Here is an 18,638-nt window from a genome sequence, read left to right on the forward strand (position 1 = left end):
GAGGAATTACTATGAAAAGAAAAAAGTATAATTGTCCGGTCGAACTTACGGTTGAAGTAATGGGCGGAAAGTGGAAATCAAGAATTATGTGGCATTTGAGCAAGAATCCATATCGCTATGGGGAATTGAGAAAGCTCATTCCGGATATCACCCAAAAAATGCTAACTCAATCCTTGCGGGAACTTGAGGAAGATGGGGTGATCTCCCGTAAGGTGTATGAAGGGAAAATCCCAAAAGTCGAATATTTTTTAACGCAATATGGAGAATCGACAACACCTTTGTTGCAACTTATGAGTCAGTGGGGAAAGGATCATATGCAACGGTTAAAAGAAATGGAACGAGAGGAATCATTGATTCAAGGGGAAACAAAATAAAAGCCGCTCCACTGCCATTGAGGCAGCAAAGCGGCTTTTTAATTAGTTTCGAATCAAGTAATCAAACGCACCCAATGCTGCGGTTGCACCTGATCCCATTGATATGATGATTTGTTTGTATGCACTGTCCGTGCAGTCGCCTGCAGCAAAGACACCAGGAAGGTCTGTAGCGCCGTGGTTGTCTACAACGATCTCACCAAAGCGAGTACGTTCAAGCGTGTCGCCAAGCCATTCTGTGTTCGGCACAAGGCCGATTTGGACGAATACACCTTGTAATTCAACATGGTGTTCTTCTCCTGTTGCACGGTCAATATAGGTAATACCGTTTACTTTGTCAGTTCCGGTAATCTCACTTGTTTGTGCGTTAGTCACAACTGTGGCGTTCGGAAGGCTGTTCAGACGGTCTTGTAAAACTTGGTCAGCTTTGAGTTCTGGGTTGAACTCAATCACAGTTACATGCTTTACGATACCTGCAAGGTCGATTGCTGCTTCAACGCCAGAGTTTCCTCCACCGATAACCGCAACATCTTTTCCTTCGAACAATGGTCCATCACAGTGAGGGCAATAGGCAACGCCTTTGTTCTTGAACTCAGCTTCTCCTGGTACGTTGACATTACGCCAGCGGGCACCAGTAGAAAGGATTACTGTCTTGCTCTTAAGAACAGCACCATTTTCAAGTTCAACTTCAATAAGGTCCTTCTTTTGAAGTCGAGTAGCACGCTGAAGGTTCATGATATCAACGCCATACTCTTTTACATGCTCTTCAAGGCTTGCAACAAGTTTTGGACCTTCCGTATGCTTCACACTGATGAAATTCTCAATGCCTAGAGTATCCATTACTTGTCCGCCGAAGCGCTCAGCAACGATACCTGTACGGATTCCTTTACGTGCCGCATAGATGGCAGCACTTGAACCTGCAGGTCCTCCACCGACAACAAGAACATCGTAAGGGTCTTTGTCACTCAGTTCGGATGCATCAGGACCAGAGCCCATTTTAGCAAGAATTTCTTCCAGTGACATACGGCCGCTTCCGAATGGCTCGCCATTCAGGATTACCGTTGGAACTGCCATGATCTGCTTGCTTTCAACTTCATCCTTGAAAGCTGCGCCATCGATCATGACATGGGAAATGCCAGGGTTTAAAACGCTCATCAGGTTAAGGGCTTGTACCACATCAGGACAGTTATGGCAGCTCAGGCTGACATAAGTTTCAAAACGATATTGGTCTTTAATCGCTTTAACCTGATCAATGACTTTCTGGTCCACCTTAGGGGCTCTGCCGCTAACCTGAAGCAAAGCTAGAACTAATGAAGTGAATTCATGTCCTAAAGGAATACCTGCGAAAGTCACTCCAGTGTCTTCGCCGATGCGATTCACACTGAAGCTAGGTGTTCTTTCTAATTCGGCATGCTCCACTTTAATATGGGATGACATTGTTGCCAATTCATCTACTAAAGCCAGCATGTCTCGTGATTCATCATCCGATCCAGCGCTAACTTTAAGCAGCACATCGCCCTCCATCATTTGAAGATATTGGGCTAATTGTGCTTTTATTTCTGCATCTAATAACATGGGAGTGTACCCCTTAAATCTTTCCTACAAGATCAAGGCTTGGCTTAAGTGTTTCTCCGCCTTCTTTCCACTTAGCAGGGCAAACTTCGCCTGGGTTGTTGCGTACATATTGTGCAGCTTTTAGCTTGCTAACTACCTGGCTAGCATCACGGCCGATTCCACCTGCATTGATTTCAACAGTTTGGATTACGCCGTCTGGATCGATGATGAAAGTTCCGCGGTCTGCAAGGCCAGATTCTTCGTTCAATACATCGAAGTTGCGAGAGATCTTCTGTGAAGGGTCTCCGATCATGATGTACTCAATTTTGCCGATTGCTTCTGAGTGATCATGCCATGCTTTGTGAGTGAAATGTGTATCAGTTGATACAGAGTATACTTCTGCTCCCATTTCTTTTAATGCAGCGTATTCGTTCTGCATGTCTTCAAGCTCAGTAGGGCATACGAATGTGAAGTCTGCTGGGTAGAATACAACTACGCTCCACTTTCCCTTAAGATTTTCTTCAGAAACAGTGATGAACTCTCCGTTATGGAATGCTTGTGCTGTGAATGGTAAAACTTGAGAACCGATTAATGCCATGATTAATTTCCTCCTTAAATGGTTTGAATTATTTTGTGAAATAGTTTTACTGAAGATATTCAGTTAACTATTCAATAAACTATAATAATTCTAATTCAGTAACGATTATTATATAAATCTCATCGAGTGTCAAGCGATAAGACCTCTACTTTACACCATAATAATTATTCCCATAGATTTTCGAATTGATTCAGATGGATAAAGTCATATATTGTACGACTACCGAAAATTACCGCTTTGCCCGTTATTACAATATTAATAAAGAAAGCGGAAATATAGGAACATAAAAAAACCATGAACTAGTGTTGTTATAAGTTCATGGTATATATTCATATTAATTTATTGTAATGGAGTCCCGTTTACATATAAAGTGCTGGTACTGGAGACTAATTCTACTTTAGTAACGATATGGCCTGATTCTCCAGGAAATTCATCACCCAATGCCGGTACTGCTTCTTTAACTGTAACATCTTTAACACCATTTAAAAAGAAACCAGTAAATTGATTAGCTTTTCTGGCGCTAGAATCTAAACTTGCAGCTATTTCTGAAGTTTTTTTATGATCTACTGTGTGAGTCTTCTCACCTTTTTTCCCTTCATTGGTAGTCCATTCAACAGTTACTTCATAAGTTTCAACTGATTCATAGGTAAATAATAGTTTTTCAGCTTCTTTCTGCAATTGAGCATTATTCCATCCCAATGCCAGCTGAACATCGCCCTTACCAACAAACCCTGTTCCTGTTGCTGAGTCATACGTTACTGCTGCAAGTGATGAACTTGCGAAAATACCCATTGCCAATGCTCCTGCAGCTAATCCAACTAACACTTTTTTCATTTTTCTTATCTCCCCTTAGATTAAAAAATAATAACTAAGAGGGCCGGTTACACTAGTAGCTCCATACAGCCAAAGTGTCCAAGTAGAGGCTGTACTTCAAAGCTTCCCACTATCAGATTGGGTATGAGCTATCGATCCCAATCTTTTTTACGATGGAACGTCATAAAGTGGCCACTTCAGTTTTCCACCGCTTATAAATTGATTTTATATTAAACTAAAGTTTAAATACATAATTTTCCTTCGACAATTATTTTATGATAAAAAAAGAGTGCAAACCAATGATTTGCACTCGTATGGGAGGAAAGACAGAAGAATAAATGATAATCCTCTGCTCTAATAAGATTTTATATTAAACAATTGTATAAAAATATTTATTTTGATAGACAAATTTCTGAGGAATCCTAAAGAATTTGTCGAAAATTTAAAATATCTTATAGATGCCGGCTGTAATAAAGTATATTTAGAGATACGCTAATGAGTTCGGAGGGGATACCATTAAGAATTTTTACCAGAAAGCATACTTTCTTTTGTTTCTTCTACCGGCAATTATTTTGACGTTTCTGTATATCAAGATACCGCATGAGCTTGAAGGGAATGTCCTTTTATTTCTATGTATTATGGTCATTTTCGACAGGATCAATCTAAAAGTGTTTTCTGGATTTGGATATTCCTTCTTTCACGTCATAATGTCATTGATTATTTTCGACCGTTTCTCAGTTGTTTACGGATTTATTTACCTTCTGGTAGATAGCTTATTCGCTATCTTTATGCAAAAAAGAGGGAGTTTAAAATCTATAATAGCGTTGTTGTCGATGTACATCATTATTATCATCGTCTGTAATGAGTTTTATAATGAGTATACTGACAAAACCTATTTAGCTCGTTATCTTACATTGACCATGATGCTCTTTTTAAGCACTATTTTAAAATATAGCTATGTCTTACTTGAGACAGGGGCAGTAACAAGCAAATTGTTTTTAGACAGGTTCGGACCTATGATATTCGAGTTAATGCTTATTTTCCCTATCCTTGCATTCTTCGACCATCTGAATGTGAATTTAGTACTGATTTTATTCCTCTCATATTATACTTTTATTGGTTACATGCATAAAAAGTATATGTCGGTTGATGACATGTATATTAAGTCATTGACTAACAGAATTCACAATAAATATGAAATCAGTATTTATTTTATAAACCTGAATGATGTGAAGGGGATTTACCATCATGATCGAAAGGTGATCATCATCGATGAAAAGCTTGATTATCCGGAGCAGCTGCAGACAATTGTTCATGAATTACTTCACTTCCAAACAAATCGATTTCTTAAGTCGCCGAGGATTGCAGTTGAAATCATCATTACATTATTTGAGGCGGTTGTTAGCTGGTATTACATTATTACATACAAGCAGATATCAAAATTAGATTAGGAAGATGGGTGAGTTAAGATGACAACGCCATTAGGCCAGGAATTAAGGAGATTGAGGCGGGAAAGAGACCTGCGTTTAGAAGATGTTGCAAATGAAACGGGCATTACACTGCAGTACTTAAGCATGCTTGAAAAGGGAGCCCGGAAATCGGTTTCTTTTGAAATCATGGCGGATATTTCAAGGTTTTATGGCGTGCCACTCGACTATTTTGCTGCCTTCATAAAAGAAGAGGAATCAAAGCCTCTTTCAGATGTCGAAATCATGCTATGGCAAACGATCAATGAAAAAGTCCGTGATGAAATATATTATAAAAAAGGAAAATCGCTAAAAGATGTTTTTTCAAAAATGCTAAAGTAATAGTTTTAAAAAAGTGGCTGCCCTGGAGGTTAGCCGCTTTTTTTTTGCCAAAAGTGACTAAGTAAAAGAACTTGGAAGCAAAGCAGCGATAACTTTAGTGAATTCCAGCGTCAACTTCTGTATAGTATGAATTAAATGAAATATTCTGAAAAGAGGTGCTTCCCATGAACTCAACAGATAATCTTCTATCTTTTCCATATCCTTTTGGGGACAGGGATGTTTATCGATACTCTAACAATGCATCTCCATTAGATCCGCCGAATCCGATAGAAATAACGGATCAGTATATAGATGAAGTTACTTTGAAAAGAAAACTGCTTACGAATCATCCGGAACGATGCTATTACTCTTCCCCCCATACACTTGATGCGCAGTGGGAAGTGTTATCTTTAATCGTTCATCATCTTGTAGAATCATATCCTGATAAGTTTGAATTGATTAAACAGAATGACCAGTGGGTGTTCTCAAATCTGCTTTTTGGTGAAAAAATCACTTTTACATTTGGTGACCATGAAACATTGGAACTGGATCCCCTTGATTTTATTGGCCGGCATGTCCAAGAGGATTTAATCTTGATGATGCAGCGGGATGGGGACCTGTTTTTAGATGCAGGGCAGCTGTGTTTCCCTGCGAATTGGTCCCTTTACTTTGATGCGGGGATGTCTTTTAAGGAGATACATTCACCGATTCCAGGGTTTGATTCGCTTGATGAAAGGATCCGGCAATTTTTAATGAGAATTGAGGCAGGCAAACCATGGGGCAGGAAAAATTGGTCCCTTATGGCAGGGAACAAGCTGGATACTTCGCTTGAAACCTTTGCTGAATGGGGCCATGCTCGAAAAAAAGTGACGAAAGAAAATGTTGGCGAGCTTGTGCATCTTCGGGTGGAGGTCCAAAAATTATTCCGTCTGCCAAAAAGCAATGGGATTTTATTTACGATCCACACCCATATGCTTCCACTTGAGAAGTTCATTCAGAATAAACCGTGGCTTGAGCAATTTTCGGCGATCCTCCATGAACTTCCGGAATTCATTGCTGACTACAAAGGAATCTCTCTTTACCGGGAAGTTGTCCTGGAATATTTAGAAGAGGAATTGAAAAAAAGGTGATTCAAGATATGTTTTCTTATATGGAGGGTAAGAGGAAATTTTTATTTTGTGCAGATTCAGAAGGGGTCCGGTATTTACATATTCTTGTTCGCCAGGCAATGGATGAGAATGTGCCATTTGATTTTCATATTTTACAAGAAGAGCGAGAAGAAAGCTTTGTGAACGAATGGTTCAGCAAGCAGAAAATGGGCACTTATTTATACATTTCGGGTACTTCGGATTTTGTAAAAAGGATACAAGTCCGAGCGATGAATGCAGGATTTTCCGAACATGACATGCAAACATTTATTACCGGAACAATTAAAAAGAAACTCATTTGCTGCACTTGCCACGGTGAAAATGAAGTGTTGGATTCGACGCATGTCGTTTGCGTACACTGCGGTCAGGATCTGGAAGTGTCTGACCATTATTCACGCCGTTTGGATGCCTATTTGGGTTATGTAACGATCAAATAGAATAGGAGGAGGTTTTGATTGCATCGGAATGCTGCCATTGAAATACGCGTAAAATCAATTAAAAAAGAATCAGCGACAATTAAAAGATTTACCTTGCAGGCGGTGAATGGAGCGGAGCTGCCGCCATTCAGCGGGGGATCTCATATTACAACTTATTTGCCGAAGTCTTCGGGGACAATGGAAAGATCGTATTCAGTATTCAATTTATCTAAACCAGGTTTCATTGAAATAGCAGTTCGATTGGCAGAACCTTCAACTGGCGGGTCCGAGTACTGGCATCATAATGTTTCTGAAGGGGATGTTTTAAAAGTCAGCTATCCGAAAAATCATTTTCCCTTAAGTTTTCAAGCTAAGCATCATGTTTTTTATGCAGCTGGTATTGGCATCACGCCATTTTTATCAATGATGGCTGAGCTTACCGCAAAAAAACAATCCTTTGAGCTCCATTACGCTGCAAAATCAAAAGAGCAATGTGCATTTTTTGATTTCCTGAACCAGACCTACCCTCGACAATGCCATTTTTATTTTTCTGAAGGTGAGAATCCACAACGATTATCATCCAATCTTCTTTTGGATCATCGGGTCGGCACGCATGTTTATTTTTGCGGGCCGGAAAAAATGATTCAAGAATTCTCTAGTGCAGCCAAATGCTATGGCTATCCCGCGTTCAATGTCCATTATGAGCGTTTCGCACCACCTTCAAAGAAGGACTCGGTCCCCTTTGGGGTTACTCTGAAACAGAGCGGCAAACACCTGGAAGTGCCTGCAGAAAGCTCACTGCTAGACGCCCTTCGTCTAAATGGAATTGATGTCCCGTATTCCTGCAGAGTGGGCGGTTGTGGTACATGTGAGGTGAAGGTAGCAGAAGGAAAGATAGACCATAATGATTTATTCCTGACAGATGAACAGCGGAGCTCCAATCAGACGATGCTAAGTTGTGTTTCTCGCGGGAGGGGGAATGTGGTATTGGATATATAGAATGTCAAAAACCGCATTCACAGGATGCGGTTTTTGTATTTTCAGGCATTCAGCTTTCTTCTAAGATTGGTCCACAGTCTAGGGACAGGTTGCTGTTTATAACAATAACAATAACAATCATTGTTTCAAATGATATTCTTTATACCAATCAACAAAGGATTCTAGCCCTTTTTCTAACGCTGTAGAAGGAGAGAAGCCTACATCCCTCTGAAGGTCAGTTATATCAGCATAAGTTGTTTTTACATCTCCTGGCTGCATTGGTAAAAATACCACCTTTGCTTTTTGGCCGATTTTTTCTTCTAGAGTTTGAATGAAATCTAGGAGTTTAACTGGGTTATTGTTGCCGATATTATAAATCTTAAAAGGTGCATAGCTGGAATTGGGCTCTGGCTTTGCCCGATTCCAGCCATCCTGTTGTTTAGGTGGTTGATGGAGGAGCTTTACGATTCCTTCGACGATATCGTCAATGTAGGTAAAGTCTCTGCTCATATCACCATGATTGAATACTTTTATTGGTTTTCCCTCGATGATATCTTTCGTAAACGAATAATAGGCCATATCAGGTCTTCCCCATGGGCCGTATACTGTAAAGAATCTCAGCCCTGTTGAGGGAATATCGTATAAATGGCTATACGTATGTGCCATTAATTCATTTGCCTTTTTAGAGGCAGCATACAAGCTTACCGGGTGGTCGGCTGGATCTTTTTCAGAGAAGGGGATTTTTGTATTTGCCCCATATATGGAGCTGGAAGAGGCGTAAATCAGGTGTTCTACCGGGAATTGCCTGCACGCCTCTAAAATATTCAAAAATCCAAGCAGGTTCGAATGTACATATGAGTGTGGATGGGTTAGGCTGTATCGAACCCCAGCTTGTGCTGCTAAATTGATGACAATATCAATGGAGTTGTTTTTAAAGATGGAATGTATTCCTCCTCGATTTGCCAAATCTATTTTGTGAAAAGTGAAATTTGCGTTTGTTTCTAACAGTTTTAACCTTTCCTTTTTTAGAGCGACATCATAATATTCATTTAGGTTATCAATACCGATTACGTGATACCCCAGTGATAATAATCGTTTTGACAGATGAAACCCTATAAATCCAGCTGCACCTGTTACGACAATACTCATTTTCTTCGATCCTTTAACGGATTTCGATATTGTTCTCTAAACCAGCTCATTTTGCTCTTTCCCGCAGGGTGCTTCGAATTTTTCAATGACCGTTCTTTTTCTGCAAAGTGCTTCTCTTTTTTCTTTGGTTCTGCCTCTTCTGCTGCAGCCTCTTCAATAATTTCCTGATTATTCTCAGAGAGCGGGATGGGCTCTTTCGTCCATTTAGCATGAGTTTTAGGGTCCAATGCTCTTACCTGTTCAAGGAATGACTCCAGGAAACCTCTTTCGTAAAGATTTTGGAACAGTTCCAGAGGACGGTCCTGTACACGTGTATATGAGTAAACATGATCGACAAATTTGAATCCTTGATTGGTCAGGAAAATATGCCTTAACGGTGCATCGATTTGTTTGAATCCGGAATTTTTCATCGCAGTTAAAATGTCTAATAGTCGCTTTGTTATTTCTTCTGAAAGACTATTCTGTTTCTTTAGGTACTGGTTTAGATTAGCGCCTCTTAAATATTCCATGACAATATAATTCGGACCTGTTTCATAAACCTTTGGAATAAAGGGTAAATCCTGGCTGGATAATAAAACCTCTTTTTCTTGTTTGCAATGATCTGGTTTGCCATAAATCTTTACACATTTGTCTTCGCTTATACGATAAACCGCACCTTGATGGCCCTTGCCGATTAGTGGCTGAGATACAGCACTGTCTACCTTGACACCTTTTCCAGAACCGCCTGATGTGACAGGAATATTTCTGTAATCAAGACTGTTATTATCGAAATACTCTTCCCATGTTTTAAAGGTATCGGGCTCCATTTTTTGGACTCGGGATAAAAAAGAATCTTTTAATAGAATAATATTTAAATCTCTTAATAGTTTAAGTGGAACGGGATGTTGCCGTTTAAAGGCGTTGACGTGATCGACTACTTTTAACTCTTCATTTTCCAGGACAAAAATATGCCTTAATGGTGCATCTACCATCGTGAAATTTGCTTTTTTCATAGCGTTTAGTATAGAAAGAAGTTTTTTTGTAATCGATTCTGGGATATAGGTGCAGTTTCGCATATATTCCTTCAGTGTAGGAGCGTTAAAGTATTCCATGACCACAAAATTTTTCCCAGTTTCATATAGTCTTGGGAAAAAGGATAAATGTTGGCCTGCTTTCAGTGCTTCTGCCTCCATTTTCGCCTGCAGCTGGTCTGTATAAATTTTTACGCATTTTTCTTCAGATAACTTAAAAACAGCTCCTTGAGAGCCCATTCCAATCAGTGGATAGTTAGTTGGGTTATCAATTAGTAAGGTTTTTATGCCTTTCGTCACTTTAATTGATTGAAATTCTTTCATTTGCTTTTCCCTCCCAACAAATCATCGTAATATTTTGCCTGTAAAAGAAGTTGTTTCTCAGCATCAAAGTATTGTTCAACTTTTTGCCGTGCGGCGCTAGTATAAGATGTCCAATGTCCCCTGTTGTCCAGCATATATTCAAGTGCAGCTGCCAGTTCATCGACATTGTTCTCCTGTACGAGAACTCCTTCTTTATTATGGGTAATCAATTCAGGGATGCCTGCATGATAGGTAGAGACTACTGGAATCCCTAACGCCATGGCCTCTTTCAAGGTATTGGGTATACCTTCGACGTCTCCATTGGCGGCCTCAAGGCTTGCAGCACAGAACAAATCGGCATTCATCATATGCTGTTGTACTTGCTCTTTTGGGAGATGATTTAATAGGCGGAATGAGTCACCTAAGTTTAGTTGATTGGCTAAAGAGAGAAGTTCCTCCTCGAGTTCTCCTCTTCCAATGATGGTCAACGTGGAGTTAGGGAAGCGATCTTTAATTTTTTTGTAGGCTTGCATTAAAACATGATGGCCCTTTTTTTCTACCAATCTGCCTACGGAAAGAATATTCTGTCCTGATCCATGAACATTCGGAGCTCTGTAGTGGTATTTTTTTAAATCAACTCCTCCGTAAAGCACCTTGATTTTTTCTGGAGGACAGCCCCAGGATATCATCCTGTCAGCTAAATAATGGCAAACAGGATAGAGCTGGTCTACTTTTTCAAAGAGCATTTTCATATGTTCCAAATAGGCAACGGGCTGATCAGCAAGGGTTGCATCACGGCCTCTAATACTCGTTACCAGCGGAAGTTTAGTCTTTTCCTTGAAAGGGAGCAGCAATATGCCCAACTGGCCATGGTGAGCATGTAAAAGAGAAACATTGTTTTTCTTAATGAAGTTCTTTGGGGAATAAATTTCACTGAGATAGTGAACCTTTTCATTTAATAGAGACAGGTCAGTCATGTACTTTGGCTGACGCACCATATGAATATAATCGTAACCAGGGACTTCTCGTATCTGAGGGATATACTGGGTGGGATCAACCCTCAAGTTTAAGTGAATAACAGTTTGCAATTATACCTTCTCCTTTCGATATACTTAGCTGTTCGTACATAGTTTATGAAGAAAGGAAAAAAGGTCTTGGACATATAGGAAAAGAATTAAGAGAATACAGCGGATTTTTGTGTCTCGGGAAACTTATAAGGGGAAAGAAGTTCTATGGAATATAGGAAGTGGATTATGCAAAAAAATTGAATCAAAATAAGCAGGTTCAATTTGAACCTGCTTATTTTTTTATAGTTTTCGATCCAACGCTTGAGGAGGCTGTTCAAGCCATTTTTCAGTTATCGTCAAGAGCAATCCTTTTCCGTAAAATTTCTTCATTTGATTTGAGATTACCGTGAATTTTGTTACGATATCTGTTCTCAGGCTTGAGGTCAATGCCTGGTTGATCATGATGAAACAGAACATTCCTAAGCAGGTATTCACAAAAAACAGCATCAGCTTATCCGAAAATGGCGACTCTTTCGTATTTACTATATTATAATCCCCAGATGCTGATATAGGGATATTCTCCTTTTCGAAGACCTCTTGCAGTGAATGTAAAACTTTTTCTAACGCAACTGTACCTTTGCTAAAATGTTGTTTCACTTCCTTATCGGATGCCAGTTTGCTGAAAGTGACAAGAACCATTTTAGAAAAACTCGCCCGATGGATGACTCTGGATAAATTTGCGATTTCTGCTGCATTCACTGGCCTGGATCCGCCAAATAAGCCATTGATGTATTTCATGTTATCAACCAAATCAATAGTGTGGTCCATGGTAACCTGTGGGGATTTCAAGAATACTCCTTTTGATAGCATTAAGTTTGTTATCTCGTTTTGAATCGTAACTGTGAACTCAATTGATTCGTGGAAATAGTCCCTGATATCCTTCCTGGTACAATCAGTCAACGCACTTGGATATGTACTCAATGATAGCATCGTTAAATCGTGGCAGAAATACAAGATGAACGTATCTGAAAAGACCTTGTCAGCATCCAGCCTGACATCTTTCTCGGTAAAGCCTAAAGGGATGGTCATGTTTTCTTTAAGAAAAATCTCCTTTAAGTCATCAATGCTATTCTGTGAATAATCCAGCACTTTTTTTACAATGTTTTGAACCTCTTGATCTTCGGCAGTCTTATAAAAATATTGATAAAACCTGAGCTCCATGCTGCTTTTTAAATAGGCTGACCAAATATTCGATATTTCTGTCGAGGTTAACCCTATACTTGTCTCTCTCAATTCTCCAGTCACTCCTTTGGTCTTATTGTTCGTTTTTAAAAGAAAATTATTACAAAGTATAAAACAAATTCAGTACTCTACATATTAACCAAAGATGAGGTAAAGACTTTTCCTAAAGGAGGTATTTACATGAAGAAAATCTTTTTAATATTTTTATTGGCAATTTCAATGTTCTCAGTAACGGGCTGCGGCAATGATGCGCCTCCTGAAGAAGGGGAACAGCTTGAGGATGTTGAAGAAGAAGATGAAATTGGTGACGGCGAAATAGACGATGAATAAGAAAAGCGTAAGCACCTTGGTCAGCCCCGACAACGCTGAAGCTAGACAATAATCTTAGTGTAAAAGTTTGTACGCTTTCTAGTAAATAAAAAAGAGATTCGCTTCTTTATGAAGCGGATTTTTTTTTGTAATTTTATAAGGATACTGTACATCTAACATTGACAAATGACCGGTCAGTCAGTACCATTATAATGGTCAATAAAGTCATTTTAAGGTAGGTGCAGTAGTGAAAAATTTAGTCAATTTTGTACTTGGAAATAAACTGGCCGTATGGCTTCTAACAATTATTATCACGGTATTAGGGATATATTCTGGTACACGGATGAACATGGAGACCATCCCGAATATTTCAATCCCATACTTGATGGTAATGGATGTTTACCCTGGTGCGACTCCAGAAAAAGTAATGGAGGATGTGTCCATTCCGATTGAAAAAGCAGTGGAGGGACTGGAAGACGTTAAGTATGTCTATTCGAATTCATACTCCAATATGTCGAGTATCCAGGTAGAGTATGAGTATGGCATTGATATGGATGAGGCCAAGCGTGCTTTGCAATCGGCATTAGATATGGTGACCCTGCCGGAAGGGGCGCAGGAACCGACAATCACAGCAATCAGCATGAACATGATGCCGGTTGCCGCATTGAGTGTCAGCAGCACAACTGAGGATATCGTGGAACTGACATCTACCGTAGAAGAAATCCTTCTTCCGAAAATCGATAAAATCGATGGTGTTGCGTCCGTAACGATTACAGGGCAGCATATTGAAGAAGTGAATCTTACCTATGACGAAGCAAAAATGACACAATTCGGCTTAACTGAAAGTAAAGTGAAGGAAATGATTCAAGCCAGCAACCTGGGCGTTTCATTAGGCCTTTTTGAGTTTGAAGAAGGAGAGCAGGCCGTTGCTGTCGATGGCAAATTCACGACTACAGATGAATTGAAAAATATGCTGATTCCGGTCACGCCATCAGCAGCCAACCCATCACCTTTTGTAAAACTTAGCGAACTTGCTGAAATTGAGCTTGTTGGTAAAGTTCAATCCATATCCCGCACTAATGGTGAAGACGCGATTGCCTTGCAGATTGTCAAGGAGCAGCAAGCGAACACCGTTGATGTCGTTAATGCAGTGAAAGACTTAATAAAAGAAGAAGAGGCTAAAATTGAAGGTTTAGTCATTGAAGTATCGCTTGACCAGGGAGAACCAATCGAAGAATCTGTTTGGACAATGATAGAAAAAGCTCTATTTGGCGGATTAATCGCGATCCTGGTTATTCTTCTATTCCTGCGTGACTTCAAATCTACGATTATATCAATTGTCTCGATACCAGTTTCGATTTTTATGGCATTGCTGTTATTGAACTGGATGGACATCACGCTTAATATCATGACACTTGGCGCGATTACTGTTGCGATTGGCCGTGTTATTGATGACTCGATTGTCGTCGTGGAAAATATTTATCGTCGGCTCCATCTAAAAGAAGAGAAATTAACGGGCCGCGCCCTCGTACGTGAAGCGACAATCGAAATGTTCAAGCCAATCCTGTCGTCCACGCTCGTGACGGTTGCTGTATTTGCACCGCTGATTTTCGTAGGCGGAATGGTAGGGGAATTATTTACACCATTTGCGCTAACGATGACATTTGCACTTGGTGCTTCACTGATTGTGGCGATTACGATCGTACCAGCATTATCTCACTTTTTATTTAAAAAGAAGTTATATGGTGAAAAGACTGAAAGCAGCCATAAAGAAGTTGGAAAACTGGCTAATTGGTATAAAGGTTTCTTGAATAAGTCGCTTAACCATAAGGTCATTACTTCACTCATTGCCGTTGTTCTGTTAGCGGGAAGCCTTGCGCTCACCCCAATCATCGGCTTCAGTTTCATGGGCAGTGAAGAAGACAAGGTCATGTATCTGACCTATACGCCACAAGCAGGAGAGCTTAAGGAAGAAACAATAGAGAATGTCGGTGAAGTAGAAGAAGAGATGCTAAAACGCGACGATATTGACATAGTTCAAGTATCTATTAATGAAGAAGCCCACCAGATGACGGCTATGATGGGCGGGGGAGCAGGCGGAGCCCTGATGTACCTAATCTTTGATCCTGAAATGGAAAACTTCCCAGAAGTCCGTGAAGATATTGAAGAGTATGTATTCAATATTGGACAAAGCGGCGAATGGAAGAGCCAAAATTTCGGCGGAATGTCGATGCCTGAGAACGAAATCAGCTACACATTCTACAGCGAAGATTTAGGCAAATTAAACCAAGCCGTTAAGATGGTTGAAGGTGAAATGAAAAATATCAATGGCTTGAAAGATGTTACATCAAGTGCAGAAGATGCTTATGTAGAGTATACCTTCAAAGTTGAACAGGATGAATTGCTGCAATACGGACTGACAGCAGGACAAATTGTGATGATGCTCAATCCGAACAAATCACAAGAGGTCCTGACGACCGTCGAAAAAGATGGAGAATCACTTGATGTCATTGTCCAGCAAGAGCAAGCTGAACAGCCTGAATCAATTGAAGACATCCTTGCCACTGAAGTGCAAACAGCGATGGGGACCACCCTGCCACTGTCTGAATTAGTAACGGTTGAAGAAGGTACAACGATGAATGCTCTGGCCCGCAGCAAAGGCCAATACTATGCTTCTGTATCCGGAACTGTCATTAGTAAGGATATTTCAAAGGCAGCTGCTGAAGCTGAAAAAGCAATCGATCAATTAGATTTTCCTAAAGGAGTGGAAGTCGGAGTAGCCGGTGTCCAGGCAGATATGACGGAAACATTCACGCAGCTAGGAGTAGCAATGCTTGCTGCAATTGCAATTGTTTACTTCATACTGGTCGTTACATTCCGTGAAGGTGTCGCACCATTTGCTATTCTATTTTCACTACCATTCGCAGTCATTGGATCGTTCGTTGGGTTGCTTATTGCAGGTGAAACCATCTCTGTATCCGTTATGATGGGACTGTTGATGCTGATTGGAATCGTCGTAACGAACGCCATCGTACTTGTAGATCGAATTATTCATATGGAAAGGGAAGGACTTACGATGCGTGAAGCGGTCCTTGAAGCAGGTGCTACACGTTTACGTCCAATCCTAATGACCGCAATCGCTACGGTAGGTGCATTGGTTCCACTAGCGATAGGATCAGGCGGAGGCGGACTGATTTCCAAGGGTCTGGCGATTACCGTAATTGGTGGTTTAACCAGTTCGACATTATTAACGCTGATTATTGTACCGATTGTATATGAAGTTCTATCTAAAATGTTTAAGAAGAACCGTAAGGAAATTGTAGAAAACTAATGAAAGAGCCCTGGTGGATGACTGGTCGTCCTGTCAGGGCTTTTTTCTTTATTAATGGCTCTTTTCATCAATATTGTTGCTTTAACAAACTAAGTTTATTTAATGCCAATCCAGTTCATAAGTCCCCTCAAAAAAATCTCTGATGTCTTCAAGGATTGGAATGTAGTGACTAGTTCGAAGAGCAACAATTAATTCGAAACGGCCTTATCATATTTGCAGTATTGCTAATGCAATAGGAATGTCAGAGAAACTTGGCTATAATTAAGGTTATTATAAAAGGATTTCGGAGGCTTCGAACATGTCTAATTTGCCAAATTGCCCAATATGCAGCTCAGGATATACGTATGAGGATGGTATCCTGCTGGTTTGCCCAGAATGCGCCTACGAATGGGATCCTTCTACTGAAACCGCAAACGGGGAAGATAACAAAGTGGTCAAAGATGCGAACGGGAATGTCCTGAATGATGGAGACACGGTATCGGTAATCAAGGATTTGAAAGTAAAAGGTACATCGTCAGTGATTAAAATCGGGACTATGGCTAAAAATATCCGTCTAGTTGATGGCGACCATGATATTGAGTGTAAACTTGAAGGATTTGGAGCGATGAAGCTCAAGTCTGAATTTGTAAAGAAAATATAGAACAATTATGGCCAGGCGTTTTGCCTGGCCATAATTGTTCCGCTCGCTTCTTCCTCTTTCGCCAGGTTTCGACTTTATTTCTCCTCTCTGTATAGACGAGATAGAGTAGGGGAGGTGAGATATATTTTCTTTTAGTCTCATTAACCTGTTTTTAAGAATGGCTATTATTATAATGATTATTGTCTTTCGTATTAATCCTATATGAAACGCTTCAGGGTTCTTTTCTAGCTGATACTTATTTAACATGCATTGCATGGATAATCATCATTTGAGAAAGCAACTAAGAGTTACGAAAAGAGCCTTACTTATTTCCTTAATTTAGTTTTTTCAATATTCCCATAAATAATAATCTATCCGTTAATCCCTCAGTTCACTCTCAAGTTGTTTCAGTTACCGACATACCTTTTCGGCAATAGCCACCAAAATATTAGTTAGTAATGCAGGCAGGGGAGGGGAGATGAACGTCGATCAACTGGAATTAAATTGAAAAAATAGAGATTAAAACTTAAGTATACAAAAATGTAAACAAGTATACATATTGTAAACAATAAGTATACAATTACGTTTACATGTATACAAAATCGTATACATGTTGTTAAATCAAGATGTATACGATTTTGTGTTCGTTGTGTACAATTATGTATACAATAGGTGTGGGGTTTACAGCCTGTTTACATGTTTACATTTATATTTCTTTTTCCTTGTTTTTCTTGCAGTATCTATTATTTACCTTTACCTTTAAAATAGTAGGTAAGGATACATATTTACTTAGATTATTGAAAAGGAATGATAAAAATGACGAAATCTAGAATTGCAGCTGTTGATGTTGGTAACGATTCTATTAAAGCTATTTTTGGAGAATTTGATAATGAGTTGAACATTCCTAATATTGTAGCAAGGGACACAGAAGACCGTCCTGTAATCGGTATTGAGGAGCTTGATACGAAGGATCCTCTCGATGGCATCCATATTCGGGTCCACTCCCCTGCCCTGAAAGAGAATAATGCTATTTATCGTGTTGGCAACCTGGCGACGAAAAGCGATAATGCGACAGAACTTGATCCTGGAAGCAGCAAATCCGAGGAAGATCAGACTTTGGTTATGTTATTCGCTACCCTTGCATTAGATGCAGTCAATGAAGAAAATGCAAAGCTTTTTCCTAAAAGCAAGAATGTCATTGATGCGAACTACACACTTGGAACAGGACTACCGCTTCGTGAAGTGAAGGAAGGAAAGGACGCTGGCTACCGTTCTAAGTTAGTTGGATCCGTTCACCAGGTTGAATTCCTCGTAACGCCTAAGTACCAGGGTCTGAAAGTTAATATCAAATTTGATGAAGTAAAGGTTTACCCTGAGGGCTTCGCTGCTTATATCAATCTAGTAATGGACAACAACTTGAAAATCATCAACAAAGACCTTATAGATAGAAGGATCCTCATCCAGGATATCGGCGGCTTATCAACAGATATCGCTGTCATCAAAAACCGCAATGTTGATGATGATAAGGCACAAGGCTTCAACCTTGGTGTTTCTGAGGCATTGGAACAAATAAGAGAAGAAATCCGCAGCAAACATGGCGTGGAGTTAGACAGCCGCACTGATGTTGTAGAGATCATCACACGCAAGAATGACCGCAACCACATCATGGTTAAAGGAAGCCGTACTAGCGTCCATGATATCACTGACCGTATTCTTCTTGAACTGGCTAAAAAGCAATATCGCCTTCTCCGCAATGTATGGGCAAAAAATTCTCAGACCGAAATCTGCTATTTTGTTGGCGGCGGTGCAACAGTTCTGAAGGAATACATCAAAACATTGAATAACAATCTTGATGGCTATAACATCGAATTCTTCGAGGATGAAAAAGAGAGCATCTGGATGATGGCCAATGCTTACTATAAGCTCATCATGGATTATGTGAAAAAATCAGAAAAGAGCAAAGCTGCATCAGAGCCTGTTAAAAGCTAAAGTAAGGTGATCAC

General features: G+C 39.9%; 17 protein-coding genes and 1 riboswitch. Of the genes, 10 read left to right on the forward strand and 7 right to left on the reverse strand.

Going from position 1 to position 18,638, the window contains the following annotated elements; translation table 11 throughout:
- Positions 1–11 precede the first annotated feature (11 nt).
- Entirely contained in the window at positions 12–374 is a 363-nt protein-coding gene (locus tag DYI25_RS13400; protein ID WP_213369722.1) for a winged helix-turn-helix transcriptional regulator, read from the forward strand.
- Between the two features lie 42 nt (positions 375–416).
- Here DYI25_RS13400 and ahpF read toward each other — a convergent pair whose 3' ends face one another.
- The 3 genes from ahpF to DYI25_RS13415 all read right to left on the reverse strand — a co-directional run bounded on the left by ahpF (position 417) and on the right by DYI25_RS13415 (position 3,357).
- The gene (gene ahpF, locus DYI25_RS13405) at positions 417–1,946 is read right to left on the reverse strand and encodes an alkyl hydroperoxide reductase subunit F (RefSeq protein WP_213369723.1); all 1,530 of its coding nucleotides are present in this window, start codon (positions 1,944–1,946) and stop codon (positions 417–419) included.
- A 13-nt stretch (positions 1,947–1,959) separates the two neighbouring features.
- Positions 1,960–2,523, reverse strand: a complete 564-nt coding sequence (ahpC, locus tag DYI25_RS13410) for an alkyl hydroperoxide reductase subunit C (RefSeq protein ID WP_213369724.1) — start codon at positions 2,521–2,523, stop codon at positions 1,960–1,962.
- 339 nt (positions 2,524–2,862) lie between these two features.
- Positions 2,863–3,357, reverse strand: a complete 495-nt coding sequence (locus tag DYI25_RS13415) for a hypothetical protein (RefSeq protein WP_213369725.1) — start codon at positions 3,355–3,357, stop codon at positions 2,863–2,865.
- Positions 3,358–3,391: 34 nt separating this feature from the next.
- Positions 3,392–3,473: riboswitch (cyclic di-GMP riboswitch) on the reverse strand.
- 696 nt (positions 3,474–4,169) lie between these two features.
- On the opposite strand from DYI25_RS13415, the gene DYI25_RS13420 reads away from it, so the two are divergent.
- The 5 genes from DYI25_RS13420 (at position 4,170) to DYI25_RS13440 (ending at position 7,686) form a co-directional block, all read left to right on the forward strand.
- Positions 4,170–4,787 (forward strand): ImmA/IrrE family metallo-endopeptidase, encoded by a 618-nt coding sequence (locus DYI25_RS13420; protein WP_213369726.1) that lies wholly within the window; start codon positions 4,170–4,172, stop codon positions 4,785–4,787.
- A gap of 18 nt (positions 4,788–4,805) precedes the next feature.
- Entirely contained in the window at positions 4,806–5,144 is a 339-nt protein-coding gene (locus DYI25_RS13425) for a helix-turn-helix domain-containing protein (RefSeq protein ID WP_213369727.1), read from the forward strand.
- Between the two features lie 164 nt (positions 5,145–5,308).
- Positions 5,309–6,253: a heme-dependent oxidative N-demethylase family protein gene (locus DYI25_RS13430; protein ID WP_213369728.1), complete on the forward strand. Its 945-nt coding sequence runs from the start codon at positions 5,309–5,311 to the stop codon at positions 6,251–6,253.
- A gap of 8 nt (positions 6,254–6,261) precedes the next feature.
- Positions 6,262–6,708: a dimethylamine monooxygenase subunit DmmA family protein gene (locus DYI25_RS13435; protein WP_213369730.1), complete on the forward strand. Its 447-nt coding sequence runs from the start codon at positions 6,262–6,264 to the stop codon at positions 6,706–6,708.
- A gap of 18 nt (positions 6,709–6,726) precedes the next feature.
- The gene (locus DYI25_RS13440) at positions 6,727–7,686 is read left to right on the forward strand and encodes a PDR/VanB family oxidoreductase (RefSeq protein WP_213369732.1); all 960 of its coding nucleotides are present in this window, start codon (positions 6,727–6,729) and stop codon (positions 7,684–7,686) included.
- A gap of 117 nt (positions 7,687–7,803) precedes the next feature.
- Here DYI25_RS13440 and DYI25_RS13445 read toward each other — a convergent pair whose 3' ends face one another.
- From DYI25_RS13445 to DYI25_RS13460, 4 genes are all read right to left on the reverse strand, one after another.
- A complete protein-coding gene (locus DYI25_RS13445) occupies positions 7,804–8,814 on the reverse strand; it encodes an NAD-dependent epimerase (RefSeq protein ID WP_213369734.1) in 1,011 nt (336 codons plus the stop codon).
- Positions 8,811–10,148: a hypothetical protein gene (locus DYI25_RS13450; protein ID WP_249745447.1), complete on the reverse strand. Its 1,338-nt coding sequence runs from the start codon at positions 10,146–10,148 to the stop codon at positions 8,811–8,813. The genes DYI25_RS13445 and DYI25_RS13450 overlap by 4 nt, the downstream gene beginning before the upstream one ends.
- A complete protein-coding gene (locus tag DYI25_RS13455) occupies positions 10,145–11,215 on the reverse strand; it encodes a glycosyltransferase (RefSeq protein ID WP_213369736.1) in 1,071 nt (356 codons plus the stop codon). Before DYI25_RS13455 ends, DYI25_RS13450 begins: the two co-directional genes overlap by 4 nt.
- A 219-nt stretch (positions 11,216–11,434) precedes the next feature.
- Positions 11,435–12,427 carry a DUF3231 family protein gene (locus DYI25_RS13460; protein ID WP_249745448.1) on the reverse strand — a complete coding sequence of 331 codons (993 nt, stop codon included), beginning with the start codon at positions 12,425–12,427 and terminating at the stop codon, positions 11,435–11,437.
- 129 nt (positions 12,428–12,556) lie between these two features.
- Here DYI25_RS13460 and DYI25_RS13465 point away from each other — a divergent pair, with 129 nt between their 5' ends.
- From DYI25_RS13465 to DYI25_RS13480, 4 genes are all read left to right on the forward strand, one after another.
- Positions 12,557–12,706, forward strand: a complete 150-nt coding sequence (locus tag DYI25_RS13465; RefSeq protein ID WP_213369738.1) for a hypothetical protein — start codon at positions 12,557–12,559, stop codon at positions 12,704–12,706.
- 226 nt (positions 12,707–12,932) lie between these two features.
- Positions 12,933–16,016, forward strand: a complete 3,084-nt coding sequence (locus DYI25_RS13470) for an efflux RND transporter permease subunit (RefSeq protein ID WP_213369741.1) — start codon at positions 12,933–12,935, stop codon at positions 16,014–16,016.
- A gap of 298 nt (positions 16,017–16,314) precedes the next feature.
- Positions 16,315–16,656, forward strand: coding sequence for a zinc ribbon domain-containing protein YjdM (locus DYI25_RS13475; protein WP_213369743.1), 342 nt, complete (start codon positions 16,315–16,317; stop codon positions 16,654–16,656).
- A gap of 795 nt (positions 16,657–17,451) precedes the next feature.
- Positions 17,452–18,624 carry a ParM/StbA family protein gene (locus DYI25_RS13480; protein ID WP_213369746.1) on the forward strand — a complete coding sequence of 391 codons (1,173 nt, stop codon included), beginning with the start codon at positions 17,452–17,454 and terminating at the stop codon, positions 18,622–18,624.
- Positions 18,625–18,638 lie beyond the last annotated feature (14 nt).

It is taken from the genome of Mesobacillus boroniphilus (assembly GCF_018424685.1).
GTDB lineage: Bacteria > Bacillota > Bacilli > Bacillales > Cytobacillaceae > Mesobacillus > Mesobacillus boroniphilus_A.